The organism is Leuconostoc sp. S50 (genome assembly GCF_016624925.1).
In the GTDB taxonomy this organism is placed as follows: Bacteria; Bacillota; Bacilli; order Lactobacillales; family Lactobacillaceae; genus Leuconostoc; species Leuconostoc pseudomesenteroides.
Genome location: NZ_JACVUE010000002.1, coordinates 47,553 through 60,365, shown reverse-complemented (window position 1 = coordinate 60,365; position 12,813 = coordinate 47,553). Strand labels below are relative to the sequence as shown.

Annotated in this window: 15 protein-coding genes; 14 read left to right on the top strand and 1 reads right to left on the bottom strand. The window is 36.7% G+C overall.

Annotated elements, in window-relative coordinates; genetic code table 11:
* The first annotated feature begins 26 nt into the window (after window positions 1-26).
* The 5 genes from IAE53_RS02875 (at window position 27) to IAE53_RS02855 (ending at window position 4,133) form a co-directional block, all read left to right on the top strand.
* Window positions 27-932 carry a metal ABC transporter solute-binding protein gene (locus IAE53_RS02875; RefSeq protein ID WP_148423906.1) on the top strand — a complete coding sequence of 302 codons (906 nt, stop codon included), beginning with the start codon at window positions 27-29 and terminating at the stop codon, window positions 930-932.
* Window positions 933-938: 6 nt separating this feature from the next.
* Window positions 939-1,622: an ATP-binding cassette domain-containing protein gene (locus tag IAE53_RS02870; RefSeq protein WP_200135915.1), complete on the top strand. Its 684-nt coding sequence runs from the start codon at window positions 939-941 to the stop codon at window positions 1,620-1,622.
* The gene (locus IAE53_RS02865; RefSeq protein ID WP_148423904.1) at window positions 1,615-2,403 is read left to right on the top strand and encodes a metal ABC transporter permease; all 789 of its coding nucleotides are present in this window, start codon (window positions 1,615-1,617) and stop codon (window positions 2,401-2,403) included. Before IAE53_RS02870 ends, IAE53_RS02865 begins: the two co-directional genes overlap by 8 nt.
* A 139-nt stretch (window positions 2,404-2,542) precedes the next feature.
* Window positions 2,543-3,019, top strand: a complete 477-nt coding sequence (locus IAE53_RS02860) for an MscL family protein (protein ID WP_148423903.1) — start codon at window positions 2,543-2,545, stop codon at window positions 3,017-3,019.
* A gap of 118 nt (window positions 3,020-3,137) precedes the next feature.
* Complete coding sequence (locus tag IAE53_RS02855) at window positions 3,138-4,133, top strand: AI-2E family transporter (protein WP_148423902.1); 996 nt, start codon at window positions 3,138-3,140, stop codon at window positions 4,131-4,133.
* A 58-nt stretch (window positions 4,134-4,191) separates the two neighbouring features.
* Here the strand turns inward: IAE53_RS02855 and IAE53_RS02850 are convergent, their stop codons facing one another.
* A complete protein-coding gene (locus IAE53_RS02850; protein ID WP_148423901.1) occupies window positions 4,192-5,856 on the bottom strand; it encodes a ParB/Srx family N-terminal domain-containing protein in 1,665 nt (554 codons plus the stop codon).
* 290 nt (window positions 5,857-6,146) lie between these two features.
* On the opposite strand from IAE53_RS02850, the gene IAE53_RS02845 reads away from it, so the two are divergent.
* The 9 genes from IAE53_RS02845 (at window position 6,147) to IAE53_RS02805 (ending at window position 12,808) form a co-directional block, all read left to right on the top strand.
* A complete protein-coding gene (locus tag IAE53_RS02845) occupies window positions 6,147-6,575 on the top strand; it encodes a PTS sugar transporter subunit IIA (RefSeq protein WP_148423900.1) in 429 nt (142 codons plus the stop codon).
* A 14-nt stretch (window positions 6,576-6,589) separates the two neighbouring features.
* On the top strand, window positions 6,590-7,084 hold the full coding sequence (locus IAE53_RS02840; RefSeq protein ID WP_148423899.1) for a PTS sugar transporter subunit IIB: 495 nt from the start codon (window positions 6,590-6,592) through the stop codon (window positions 7,082-7,084).
* Between the two features lie 24 nt (window positions 7,085-7,108).
* Entirely contained in the window at window positions 7,109-7,969 is an 861-nt protein-coding gene (locus tag IAE53_RS02835; protein WP_148423898.1) for a PTS sugar transporter subunit IIC, read from the top strand.
* A gap of 1 nt (window position 7,970) precedes the next feature.
* Window positions 7,971-8,813, top strand: coding sequence for a PTS system mannose/fructose/sorbose family transporter subunit IID (locus IAE53_RS02830; protein WP_004914067.1), 843 nt, complete (start codon window positions 7,971-7,973; stop codon window positions 8,811-8,813).
* Between the two features lie 17 nt (window positions 8,814-8,830).
* The gene (locus IAE53_RS02825; protein ID WP_080519352.1) at window positions 8,831-9,115 is read left to right on the top strand and encodes a PTS sugar transporter; all 285 of its coding nucleotides are present in this window, start codon (window positions 8,831-8,833) and stop codon (window positions 9,113-9,115) included.
* A gap of 148 nt (window positions 9,116-9,263) precedes the next feature.
* Window positions 9,264-10,664 carry a PRD domain-containing protein gene (locus IAE53_RS02820; protein WP_233610647.1) on the top strand — a complete coding sequence of 467 codons (1,401 nt, stop codon included), beginning with the start codon at window positions 9,264-9,266 and terminating at the stop codon, window positions 10,662-10,664.
* Window positions 10,657-11,046 (top strand): hypothetical protein, encoded by a 390-nt coding sequence (locus IAE53_RS02815; RefSeq protein WP_148423897.1) that lies wholly within the window; start codon window positions 10,657-10,659, stop codon window positions 11,044-11,046. Before IAE53_RS02820 ends, IAE53_RS02815 begins: the two co-directional genes overlap by 8 nt.
* The gene (locus IAE53_RS02810; RefSeq protein WP_148423896.1) at window positions 11,024-11,470 is read left to right on the top strand and encodes a PTS sugar transporter subunit IIA; all 447 of its coding nucleotides are present in this window, start codon (window positions 11,024-11,026) and stop codon (window positions 11,468-11,470) included. Before IAE53_RS02815 ends, IAE53_RS02810 begins: the two co-directional genes overlap by 23 nt.
* 12 nt (window positions 11,471-11,482) lie before the next feature.
* Window positions 11,483-12,808, top strand: coding sequence for a PTS galactitol transporter subunit IIC (locus tag IAE53_RS02805; RefSeq protein WP_200135914.1), 1,326 nt, complete (start codon window positions 11,483-11,485; stop codon window positions 12,806-12,808).
* The last annotated feature ends 5 nt before the right edge of the window (window positions 12,809-12,813 follow it).

Here is a 12,813-nt window from a genome sequence, read left to right as displayed (position 1 = left end):
ATATTTTGAAAGATGGGTAAAAAATAATGAAACGACGTGTTACCATTGGCGCAATTATTGTTGCCATTTTGGCAGTAATCCTTGTCATTGTGTGGGGTCAACAGACAAAGCAAACCAAAAGTAGTTACAAAGATGACAAAATAAAAGTGGTTTCCTCAGTGGATTTTTATGGTGAAGCTGCTAAAGCAGTCCTAGGTAAATATGGTTCTGTTACATCAGTTATTACTAATCCAAACGTTGATCCACATGATTATGAACCAAGTGCCAAAGTTGCCAAAGAAGTTGCTAATGCTGATTTTGTTGTTTATAACGGTATTGGTTATGATTCATGGATGACAAAGTTAGCAAAAAATGATAAAATCACTTCCATTCGTGTTGGTGAAGATGTCTTAGGCAAGAAGGATGGCGATAATCCACACTTATGGTATCAAAGTCAAACAATGTCTAAATTAGTGACTTACTTATCAAATAAGTTTGCCAAAATTGACCCAAAGCATGAGGCACAATTTAAAGCAAATGCCAAAAAGTATATTGCGTCGCTCAAACCAATCACAACAAAAATTGATGCGTTAAAAGCAAATTCTGATAATAAAAAAGTTGATGTGAGTGAACCTGTCTTTGATTACGCGCTTTCAGAACTTGGGTATACTGAAAATAATACGCATTTTGCTAAGTCAGTCGAAGATGGTACAGATCCATCACCAAAAGATATTAAAGCGATGCAAGATGACATCAAAAATCATCGAATTGCCTTTTTTGTCCAAAACACACAAGCAAGTGACAAGACGGTTACAGAATTAGTCAAGTTGGCAAAACAATATTCTGTTCCGGTGCTAAAAGTAACTGAGACAATGCCTAAGGGCAAAACTTATAGTCAATGGATGTTAGCGCAATATCAACAATTGGAAGACATTCAAAAGTCAGAAAAATAAATCAAAATGGTTGAAAAAATCTTAAGTGTTAAAAATTTAGATGTTAGTGTGCCCAATAAAATTCTGATTAAATCATTATCTTTTGAGGCGTTCACTGGTCAAATATTGTGTGTAACCGGGGATAACGGTGTCGGTAAAACGACCTTGTTAAATACTTTACTTGCAAAATCAAAAAAGAGTCAGAATACTTCGAAGCATATTGATTTTAGTGTTCCGTTTAATGCCATTCAAGTTATTCCACAATTTAGAGATATTGATGACGATTATCCGCTTAGTGTTGAAAATTTTATGACACTTAACTTAACTCAGCGACTAAAACCTTGGCTATCAAACTCTGAAAAAGCATTACGTGTTAAAGTTGCCAAGTGGACTAATTTAAACCAAATTTTAAAACAACCAATGGGCAAAACATCTGGAGGAGAAAAGCAACGTGCTTATCTGGCTCAGGCTTTGATGGCAGAACCCCAGTTATTGATTTTAGATGAAAGCACCTCAAACTTAGACCGTGATTCGCGCATTGAGTTGTTGCGTTTAATTAAAGAGATAAGTCTTAGTGAAAGTATAGCAGTAATTTTTATTACGCACGATCCAGAGCTTGTTGCCATGTTTGCTGATGTTGAATTGCATATTCAACATCAAGCGGGTGTGGTCAAAAATGATAGCTTAGAGAAAGGGGATTGCAATGTTTGAGTACGCTTTCATGCAATATGCTTTTATAGCAAGCTTCTTTATCAGCCTGATTTGTGCTGTGATGGGTGTGTTCGTTGTTGCGCGTAAAACGGCTTTTTACACGCATACCTTATCTGAAATTAGTTTCTCTGGTGCTAGTTTTGCCATATTTGCTGGACTTTCACCGATAACTGGTATGCTAATTTTTACGATAACAAGTTCGATTTTTGTTTCCTTAGCCGGGCGTAAAATGAGTCAACGTGAATCCTCAGTTAGTGTCTTTTCGGCAATTTTTATAGGATTAGGTGTTTTATTTCTATCATTGTCTAATAAGCAATCAAGCTATGCGACGAGCATTTTATTTGGCAGTATTGTTGGTATTAGTCGTGATAATCTAAATGAGTTGTTAATATTAATTGCGATTATAGGCGTTATTTCAGTTTTGCTATTTCGTAAGTTGAAATACATTACTTTTGATCCAGCCGGGTCGGCCTATAATTCAAAATATGCGGTTTGGATTTCCCTCATTTTTTTAATTTTGGTTGCTTGTACGGTTAGTGTTACGGCGCAAATTGTTGGTTCGCTGTTAATCTTTTCGTTATTAACAATTCCAGCTTCATCAGCCAAGTTTCTAACAACATCTGTGCACAGTATGATTGGTTTATCTTTCATTTTTGCACTGTTTGGTACATGGATGGGACTTTATTTAAGTTACATTACCAACTGGCCAGTTAGCTTTTTCATTACCATTATTGAGGGGCTGATCTACGGTGTTAGTTTGATGATTGCCAAGATGCCCTAAAATCGCAGATAATTACGATTAAAAGCGTTACGAGAGTAACGTTTTTTGTTGATTAAGACAGTTGAAAAAAGTAAGATATCATGGAATAATATCAGTTAGTAATTAAAAAATGTTAACTCAAAACGTTTAAGGGGATGTCATGGGTAAAATTAAAATCAAAATTAAAGATAATCTAGCTACGGAACAAGCAGACCAATTTCGAAAGTTTATTACATCACCCGCCATTATTCAATTATCAATTGGTGTCATCGTCGGTGGCAGCTTGACAGATTTAATTAAGAGTATCATTAGTCTTGCTTCGAATATTTTTTATTTTTGCTCAATTGTGTTGGTGTCAAAGCACCACACGGCTGATATTTACTTAGTCTTGAACCCTTTGCGTTCGGTGTTCGAAAACGTTTTGACATTATGTGCTATCGCTGCATGTGTATTTTTCTTTGTTAAATTGGTGAACAAGTTCTTAGTGAAGGAGGCTTCAGAGGCATTTGGCTACAATGCGCAACTGGAAGAAACTAAGCAATTACTAAAAGCACAAGAGGCGACAAACGAGTTGTTACGACAATCGTTGCACATGCAATCGGAGATGTTAAAAAATCAGAAGGAAGGACGGGAATAAATTTACTAAGAGGGAGTGTGTATTAACATTGTATTGAATCGGTAAAAATTAAAAAAACAGTTATAAAACAGCAATATTTCATATATAATAGATTCATATATATTAATTGGGGGATTTCATGGATTTATTAACATCGCTAAAAAAGCGACCGTTGTATCGGTACTTTGTACTATTTGTCATCATTTTGTTGATTGCGTGTCTGAAACAGTTTATGACATTACTCTTGCTGACGATAATTTTTGCTTATCTGGCAATGAACGCTGGAAAGCGCGTTTCCCATTTTCTCAAGCTGTCACGGTCTTTATCAATCGCGCTGGTGTACGTTATCTTTATTGGGGTGATAGTGTTTGCCATTGATCGTGGCGCTAACACTGTCATTCATCAGTTTGACAGTATGGTGAAATTAGCAACGCATATCAATTGGCATGCCAATTCATTTTTAGAAACAATATATAAGAATTTTCATCAGTATATTGCTTCAGTGAATACTAGTCAATTGATTTCACAGGGATTAACGCAGCTTAACCAAGTTGGTCATGTCTTATATGAATTAATTTTAGCCCTACTATTTAGTTTTATTTTTAGTATGACATATCCACAACTACGGTTGTGGTCAATGAATTTTTTGCACAGTCCTTATAAAAAATTCTTTGGTGAGTTTTATATTATTGTTCATCGTTTTATCATCATATTGGGAAAATTGTTTGAAGTACAATTGATGATTTGTTTGATTAACACAGCTATTATGATGGTTGTATTGGCTTTTTTGCAATTTCCATACTTGTTAGGCTTTACCGTCATGATTTTCATTCTGGGTCTGATACCAGTGTTTGGTGTCATTATTTCTCTAATTCCATTGACCATAACTGCTTTTATTATCGGTGATTGGAATACCGTCATTATTATTTTGGTTGCGATTGCTTTCATTCACTTTTTTGAATCATATTTCTTGCATCCGCATTTCATGTCGCATCGTACGCACATGCCCATTTTAGTCATACTATTAAACTTAATCATTATGGAAAAAATGTTTGGTGTTTGGGGACTAGTGATTGGTCTACCAATTTTGACGTTCTTGCTTGATTTCTTCAGAATTCAGAAATTTAATAATTAATTCTGTATTACATTTTATACACAAAAAAAGAGTAAATTATTTTACTCTTTTTTTGTGGTTATGAAAATAATTTAGAACGTTTATAGGTAAGACCAATACCAGCAAATAGTACCAAGCCCAACATGACGAGATTGATGATATTTGGTTGATTCACCATTGTTTTTGGTAATTCAAGGTGTTGCTTATGATTATGTTTTTGTGAATCAATTTTTGAAGAAGTGGACGTCTTGATCTTTTCATTTGTTGTTGAAGAAGTAGTTGTTGACGTATTGTCTGAAGATACAGGCGTCAGTGCGTCGATTTTTGATTGTAGTGACTCAACTTTGGTATTTAACTCATTTTGTGTACCATTGTTTTTAATCAAGTCTTGTATTTCTGCGATTGTATCCTTGATGTTTTGATAATTGGTTGCATCATATTTTGTGGCTGTCAAGTTGTTGAATCGACTAACTTGCTTTTCAAATTGTGTTGTATCTAATGTTTCAGTTGTTGGTACTTTAACTAAGTTGCCCAATGCTTGCTCAATTTGTGATGTCAAACTATCTAAATCTGTTTGTGAGCCATTGTTAGATACAAGTTCATTGGCGCTTGCTATTAATTCGCTTACCTTTTGATAACTATCATTTGTGTAGTCTGACGCTGTTAGTGCTTTGAATGTGGCAATTTGTTTTGTCAATTGTTCTGTATTGAGATCAAATAGCGTTGTATTTGAAGTAGCTAAGGTGGGTGTGCTTGATAAGAAAGTGAGGGCATCGGTTAATTTCTGGCGTTGCGCGCCTACTTTTGTCTCATCAAAAGTAGTTTGAATACCAAGCATTGACGCTGTAACGCCGTATGGTATGGTGAGTACTTTGTTGAATAGCGCAGTGTAGGTGGCGTCACCATTAATTAATTTTTGTAAAATAGCATTTCCTTTGTCAAAAGCGGTGAGATAATCATTTTGTGATTCAAACGACAAACCCTTAAATTCTCCAGTGCTGGTCAAAAAGATGCCTAAATAAAATTCCGCGAAATTCGCTGTCACGCTATCCTTGTCAATAGCACTCTTCCGCCAAAAATAGGCAAGACTCCGAAATGGATCGTCCACAAATTCGTTGGCATACATATGTGAAGGTAGTCGTTCTAGGCTAAATGACTGATATTCACCAGTTTTGACATTGAATGCTAGGGGCAGTACTTGATTGGTGGCGATTAACTTTTTGTAAAAATCCGCCATGGAAAGTGTGCTGTAGTCATCAATTACTTCAACATTAATCGTATCAAAACCTAAATTATACTGTTGTTTAATGAATTCGTATGTTGTTGAACCATGATGACCATCAGTTGCGTACAAAACACCACCCGGTCCTTTAATCACTGGCACTTTGGCTGCACTGTCGCTGGTTAGTTGAGCATCTGGTATGGCCGACTGTATACTATTGGTTTTGTAGAGCGTTTTGTCTGTCTGTGAAACACCATTCAGTGAATAAAGACCATTGGTATAGCCATTATCATCATTAAAATCGTTGTAATAGTCTTTAGTTAAGGCACCATTTTCAACGTAAGTTGATATTTTCGAAGCAATTTGTGCTTTACCCACTGCTGCTTGAGTGGGGTGAATGGTAGAAATAGGCACATTATATTCTGTTTTACTATCCGCACTAACATTGACGACACCAACAAAAATGGCTGCCACTAATCCAGCAACGGTTGCTGAAATTTGTGAAAAACGGGGTTTGATCATAATCTTCCTCTGAAATATTTATTATTAAGATAATGGTAAACTACTGAATTAAAAAATCTGCAAAGAAGAGGTAAAGATGTTGTATGTGAGAAAGTAAAAATTTTGAAAGTGGTCTAGTAACAGGATTGTATTATTTAAAATGATAACTTTTGTAATTTTGTATTGTATTTTTTAGTGTGCAAGAGTAAAATATTATTTAGGTTATGGAAGCGCTTACATTTAACCCTGTAAAAAATGATATGATGTCGAAACATGATTTCATTTTGTTCATGAAAGTTAGGAGAAAGAGAATGAATTATCTCATTTTGGTGAGTCATGGTCGATTTTCGGAGGGCTTGAAAGATGCTCTTGGTATGTTTATTGGCGATGAAATAAAAACGGTGAAGGCAGCGGGGATGCATTCTGGTGAAGACACGGCAAAATTTGAAGAGCGGTTTAAAGCACTTTTATCAGAATTGGAGCCTGACGCGAATTTGATCGTACTTGGCGATATTATTGGCGGGAGTCCTTTAACAACTGCAATCAACATTATTCACCAAAGTGGTCAATTATCGAAGGCAACGATTCTTGGCGGCATGAATTTCCCGATGGCGTTAAATGCAGCAATTTTAAAAGACAGCCTTGATCCAGATAATTTAACAAAAGCTGTCTTAACTGAAGCTACAACCGCTGTCAAAAAGTTTGAGTTATCAGCAGATGATGACGATGATGAAATTTGAAAGGAAGAACAATTATGAGTATTTCATTTGTAAGAATTGATGACCGCATTATTCATGGTCAAACCGTAACACGTTGGGCTAAAGAATATCCTTGTGATGGTTTGATTGCCGTTAACGACGCCGCAGCAAATAACCCAGTCTTGAAGGATGCTTTCAAGAGTGCCTCTGAAAAGAAAACGTTTGTTTGGACATTGGCACATTTTAAGGAGAAAGCCCAGCAAGTGCTTGACTCAGACCGCCGATATTTCTTGATTACAAAAACACCTCAAGATATGAAGACAATTTTGGTGGACTATGGTTTTGTACCAAGTAACGTTGATAAGGTAATTGTTGGACCAGCTAACGACAGACCTGACGCTGTTAAACTAGGAAATAATCAGTCAATCACGCCCGCCGAAGCTAAGGCACTTGATGCCATTCAGACACAAGGTTATCAAGTCAAGTTCCAGCTTTTGCCCGATGTGTCAATCGGTTACTGGAACGATTTTAAAGGGAAATTCAATTTGTAAACTAACATCAAAGGAGTTAGGAATATGACAATTAGTTGGATACAAGCAAGTATTCTGGGCATTTTCGCTAGTTTATCGTCAATGCCTGGTATGGCTGGCTCAACTATCGGAAACTATACATTAGGTCGTCCTTTAGTAGGTGGTCTAGTCTGTGGACTTGTCTTAGGTGACTTAAAAACTGGTATCGCAGCAGGTGTGGCGATGCAATTAGTATATATCGCTTTGGTGACACCGGGTGGTACGGTGTCTGCTGACTTGCGAGCGGTCTCGTATATTGGTATTCCACTGGCAATGGTGGCAATTCACTCGCAAGGTTTGGCGGCTACTTCGACAAATGCGGCTGATTTAGCCAAGTCGATGGGTACATTGGTTGGAACTGTGGGAACTGTTTTGTTCTATGGTACAGCAACAATGAACTTGGTTTGGCAGCATATTGGTTGGCGAGCGGTTGAAAAGGGTGATTTCAAAAAGCTTTATGCGGTTGATTGGGGTTATCCTTGGATTTCTCACTTTATCTTTTCATTCATTCCAACACTGTTGATGACACATTTTGGATCAAGTGCCGTTACTGCGCTCAAAACAGCACTGCCAATGGACGGCATTCCAATGAAAACGTTATTCACTGTTGGTGCACTACTACCCTGTGTGGGAATTGCAATCTTGTTAAAGCAAATTGTTGATAGTCCGCTTGATTTTATTCCATTCTTTGTTGGCTTTACTTTTGCTGCTTCATTGCATTTGAACTTAGTCTCAGTCACAGTCGTTTCGTTGATTTTTGCAATGATTTTCTACAAGTTGGATATGGCTATCAGTACTAATCGACAAGCTGTTCCGTCAGGAACAACGACGACCGTCGATGATGATGAGGAAGACGAGGATATTTAAAATGGATAACACAGAAAAAAAGACAATTTCTCGTAAGACATTAAATAAGTCATTCCATCACTGGTTTTACGGTCATCTCACGGTGTTTTCACAGGAGCATATGCAAACCTTTGGTTATTTGACTTCAATGTTACCAATTGTTGAAGAATTGTACGATAACAAAGAAGATCAAGAAAAAGCGATGAAGACCTATACAGCGTTCTTCAATACAGAACCACAGTTGGGTACAGTGATTGTTGGTGTGACAGCAAGTTTGGAAGAAGCACGTGCCAACCATGGTAACGTGGATGATACAACAATTAACGGACTTCGTGCCGGATTGATGGGACCAATTGCTGGTATTGGTGATTCGTTGGTGGTCGGCACACTGATTCCGGTTATTCTAGGTATTGCTTTGGGGATGTCTGATGGCGGATCGCCATTGGGTGCCATCTTCTATATTATTGTTTGGAACTTGCTTGGATACTTTGGTATGCGTTTTGCCTACTTTAAGGGATATGAATTAGGTGATAAGGCTGTTGGTATTTTAGTTGGTGCGCAAGGAAAAGCTATTCGACGTGCAATCGCTACTGTTGGTGGTATGGTCGTTGGTGGCGTTGCCGCGACTTGGGTTACAGTCAAAACCTCATTTAAATTAACAAATTCATCCGGAAAGGCCTATCTTGTTCTTCAGGATAAGTTGGACTCTGTTTATCCTGGTTTGTTGACGGCGCTGTTTATTGTGGCGTGCTGGTGGTTAATGGCTAAAAAGAATATCTCACCCATCAAGGTGATGTTGATTTTGGTAGTCGTTGCTTTGATTGGTGTACTCCTTGGATTCTTCAACCCAGGACTAAGTTATTAATAAAAGAAAGGCGTTTCATGAAGATGAGCACACAAGATTATAATGAAAACTATCAAAAAGAAGTGTCTTACCAAAAGACAATGCTCAAGAATCTATCTCGCTGGCAGTCATTCTTTTCAATGTTAGTTGGGATAAGTATTTTGATGATGTACTTCTTTGTCAAGCATAACTGGTGGTTGTTTGGCACTGGTGTTGTTCTTGGTATTTTGAATGTTGTGGCTGTCTTCACAGTTGGTTACGCTATCTACCGCGGCAAACAAAATTTGGCCAAGGTCATACAGTATTACGGTCATCAAAAGTAAGAAATAAAAATGGTTGTCCTTGTGATGGGACAACCATTTTTTGTTGTAGAGATTAAATAACTAAATTGTCTATTGTAATGGACAATCCTTAAAGAAAGCGCTTGCAATAAAAGACGTATAATCAAATTATAGAAATGGAGGTGAAAAAATGGGTGTGCTAGAAAATCAAATACTGATGTTTTTAGGGCAACAATCAGACTTTGTGGATGCACAAAAAATTTCATCAACATTTGATGTTTCGACAAAAACTGTATATCGTTCCATCAATAAAATTAATGAAACAAACAAAATTATCGCATCTAAGCGCGGACGTGGATATCGGTTGACGACAATTTCTGTTCCTCACATGGATAATTCACAAGAAGATTACAAACGGCAGTTAGATATGGCTATTGTCATACTGACGATTTTTCCAAAAAAAATTTCGAAAACAAAGTTAGCAAATAAATTTTATATTTCGGAATCAACTTTGGATCGAGACCTGAAGTCAATCATAATTCAAATGACAACGTTTAATATCACTTTTTCTAAATCTGGTGGGAATGTCATTGTTATCGGCACTGAAGTACAAGTAAGAAAAGCGTTGAATTATGTTTTATTAGAAAATGCACGATCAAAAAAAGTTTTAGATGATGTTAGCAAAATATTTCCTGATATTTCTAATACTGATCAGACATTTATTACCGGACAAATGTCATTAATTGAGCATGGGCTGAATGTTCAAATTCTAGATCCTTATACCATTAATATATTTTCTCACTTGTACATACTGTTGAAAAGAATTCGACAACATCGATTCGAAGCAAAAAATCCAGTTCACAATCTTAGCTACCTTGATGATTCGTTGAGAACTGTTTCACAACAAGTGGTAGAAAATATTAGTCAGTATCTCCGTGCCGAGGTTCAAACGCAAGAAATTGAAAATCTCATGTTGTACTTGGTTGGTTTGCGCTATGACAAAGTAATTGATAATGTAACGAATGGTGAGGCTCAGCAATTGGTTGACTGGTTAGTTAGTGAATTGCACTTTAATAAAAATCCTATTAATTTGGAAAATTTAAAAAAAGGATTAGTAGGTCATGTAAGACCTATGTTACATCGAATATCATCACTCATTACCGTAGTTAATCCGCTGTTAAATGATATCCGATTTAGCTACCCAGAAGTATTTGATCAAATCAAGTCAATTTTGGCACGCTCTCGTTATCAAGTCTCTGATGATGAGGTAGGTTTTTTAACACTTTATGTCGTGAGGGCGATTGAAGATGCTACTGACAATAAAAAAGTGTTATTGATGTGCTCGTCTGGTATTGGAACAGCTCAATTACTTCAAAGTAAAGTTAAACATGCTTTTCCAAATTTTGAAATTGTAGACATGATATCTGCGCGCAACTATCAATCAAATATTACCAGATATGCTGATATTGATTTAATTATTTCAACCATATCTGCATCAAATTTTGAATTATTGCCGATTCCTTTTATTCAAGTAAGTGCATTATTTAATGAAGGCGATAAAAAACGGGTGGAACAAATACTTTATGGATAAATATGAATATAGAACAGTTAGAAATCGCGCTGAATTACCAGCTATGATAGCTCAAATATATAATTTAAAATTGTTAGATGTTCAGAAATCTTTGAATGAACGAGATGCGCTAGGAAGTGTTCGAATCGCTGAAGATATTGATTTGCCACACGTAGAATTACCTGAAATCACAAATCAAGGCTTAGTTTGGGTTCGATCAGAAGAACTCAATTATCTAGTAATGGTTATTGACAGTAATAAACCTTCCAGTGAAGTAGTAGATAGGCTGAAAAAATTATTGAGTAAGAAAGGATTAAATGATATCCGAAGCGTGCAGTCACAAAGTGATTTAGACAAACTGATGATGGAGTTGAGAAGTAATGGCAACAGAAAAAATAATTGAATTAGATTATGGTTCAAATAGTTGGGAAGATGTTCTGAGACATTTGAGTGAAAAAATGGTTGAAAGTGGTTCGGTTAAGTCATCTTATATCGATGCTGTTGTTGAGCGGGAAAAAGAATTTCCCACTGGATTAAACACAGAAGGTGTGGGAATTGCCATTCCACACACAGATGCCGAACATGTTATACGTGATCAAATTGCTGTATTGCGTTTGAAGAATCCGGTAACGTTTCTACAAATGGGTGATGGTGAACCTGTTGAAGCTAAATTGATCTTTATGTTGGCGTTGACGAAGCCGCATGAACAACTGTCAATGTTACAAAAATTGGTGATGTTGATACAAGATACTGTCAAAGTCAAACAGCTTTTGAAATTACAAGATAATTCTGCTGTGTTAACAGTATTAAGTGAGTCAGGCATATAGAAAGGGAGAAAAATGGAAGTGATTAAATGGTTGTTGAATGCTGGACCAACAGTATTATTACCCATGTTACTATTTGTATTTGGTTTAATATTAAAAATAAAAGTAGGAAAGGCATTTAAAGCAGCCTTAATGGTGGGAATTGGATTTACGGGATTGAATTTAGTTATCGGACTATTGACCGATAATTTAGGACCCGCTGCGCAAGCTATGGTGCAAAAATTTGGTCTATCCTTAAGCTCAATTGATGTGGGTTGGCCTGCTGCATCTGCTATTTCTTATGGCACGACATTAGGAAGTTTAGCTATTCCAATTGGGGTCTTACTCAATGTTGTATTATTAGTTGTGGGTTTAACTAAGACATTGAACGTGGATTTATGGAATTATTGGCACATTGCCTTTACGGGGTCACTGGTGTATGCCGCTACTAATAATTTTGGATTAGGTATTGCTACGATGTCGGTTCATGCGATGTGGATTTACTTCTTAGCGGATTTAGCTGCACCTACAATTCAAAAGCACTATGGACTGGAAGGCATATCGTTTCCTCAAGGTGCTTCTGCACCAGGATTTGTATTAGCATTACCGATTAATTGGTTATTAGATCGCATTCCAGGTGTTAAAAACATTCATTGGACGCCTGAAACAATTCAAAAAAGATTAGGGGTTTTTGGAGATTCAGCAGTAATGGGCTTGATTATTGGTATAGTTATTGGTGCACTGGCTCAATATAATCTTACTAAGATTTTAAATTTGGGTATCATTACATCAGCTGTATTGATTTTAATGCCACGAATGGTTGCATTGCTTATGGAAGGACTATCTCCAATTTCTGAAGCAGCTAACGATTTAGTTCAAAAGAAATTTCCAGGTCGAAATTTGTATATAGGCATGGATTCAGCATTAGCTGTTGGTCAAGAAGCTGTGCTATCTGCATCATTGATTTTAGTACCAGTATCACTATTGATTGCAGTAATTTTGCCTGGTAATCGTGTGTTACCATTTGGAGATTTAGCAACAATTCCTTTTATGCTAGCTGTCATGGCTGCAGTGTTCGGGGGTAATGTTTTTCGAATTGTTGTTGGTGGCATTATAGATATTGCAGTTTCACTTTGGATAGCATCATGGATTGCGCCACTGTTAACGATTGCCGCCAAATCAGCACATTTTAATATGAACGGTGCTTCCTCTATCTCTGTTTTATCTGACGGGGGTGCTTGGACAACATTGCTGATTGTAGGTTTGGGTAAAATGCTGTCTTGGGGCGGAATTGCAATTGTAGGTGTTATTGTATTGGGTCTAATGATCTGGTTAAATAACATACACACAAAACGTTCGTAAAATAC

What these genes read in the sequence shown, in the direction of transcription:
- IAE53_RS02860 (WP_148423903.1), top strand. Translation starts at nt 2,543, where the DNA reads ATGGGTAAAATTAAAATCAAAATTAAAGATAATCTAGCTACGGAACAA.
- IAE53_RS02840 (WP_148423899.1), top strand. Translation starts at nt 6,590, where the DNA reads ATGAGTATTTCATTTGTAAGAATTGATGACCGCATTATTCATGGTCAA.
- IAE53_RS02870 (WP_200135915.1), top strand. Translation starts at nt 939, where the DNA reads ATGGTTGAAAAAATCTTAAGTGTTAAAAATTTAGATGTTAGTGTGCCC.
- IAE53_RS02850 (WP_148423901.1), bottom strand. Translation starts at nt 5,856, where the DNA reads ATGATCAAACCCCGTTTTTCACAAATTTCAGCAACCGTTGCTGGATTA.
- IAE53_RS02845 (WP_148423900.1), top strand. Translation starts at nt 6,147, where the DNA reads ATGAATTATCTCATTTTGGTGAGTCATGGTCGATTTTCGGAGGGCTTG.
- IAE53_RS02865 (WP_148423904.1), top strand. Translation starts at nt 1,615, where the DNA reads ATGTTTGAGTACGCTTTCATGCAATATGCTTTTATAGCAAGCTTCTTT.
- IAE53_RS02815 (WP_148423897.1), top strand. Translation starts at nt 10,657, where the DNA reads ATGGATAAATATGAATATAGAACAGTTAGAAATCGCGCTGAATTACCA.
- IAE53_RS02875 (WP_148423906.1), top strand. Translation starts at nt 27, where the DNA reads ATGAAACGACGTGTTACCATTGGCGCAATTATTGTTGCCATTTTGGCA.
- IAE53_RS02805 (WP_200135914.1), top strand. Translation starts at nt 11,483, where the DNA reads ATGGAAGTGATTAAATGGTTGTTGAATGCTGGACCAACAGTATTATTA.
- IAE53_RS02835 (WP_148423898.1), top strand. Translation starts at nt 7,109, where the DNA reads ATGACAATTAGTTGGATACAAGCAAGTATTCTGGGCATTTTCGCTAGT.
- IAE53_RS02855 (WP_148423902.1), top strand. Translation starts at nt 3,138, where the DNA reads ATGGATTTATTAACATCGCTAAAAAAGCGACCGTTGTATCGGTACTTT.
- IAE53_RS02830 (WP_004914067.1), top strand. Translation starts at nt 7,971, where the DNA reads ATGGATAACACAGAAAAAAAGACAATTTCTCGTAAGACATTAAATAAG.
- IAE53_RS02820 (WP_233610647.1), top strand. Translation starts at nt 9,264, where the DNA reads ATGGGTGTGCTAGAAAATCAAATACTGATGTTTTTAGGGCAACAATCA.
- IAE53_RS02825 (WP_080519352.1), top strand. Translation starts at nt 8,831, where the DNA reads ATGAAGATGAGCACACAAGATTATAATGAAAACTATCAAAAAGAAGTG.
- IAE53_RS02810 (WP_148423896.1), top strand. Translation starts at nt 11,024, where the DNA reads ATGGCAACAGAAAAAATAATTGAATTAGATTATGGTTCAAATAGTTGG.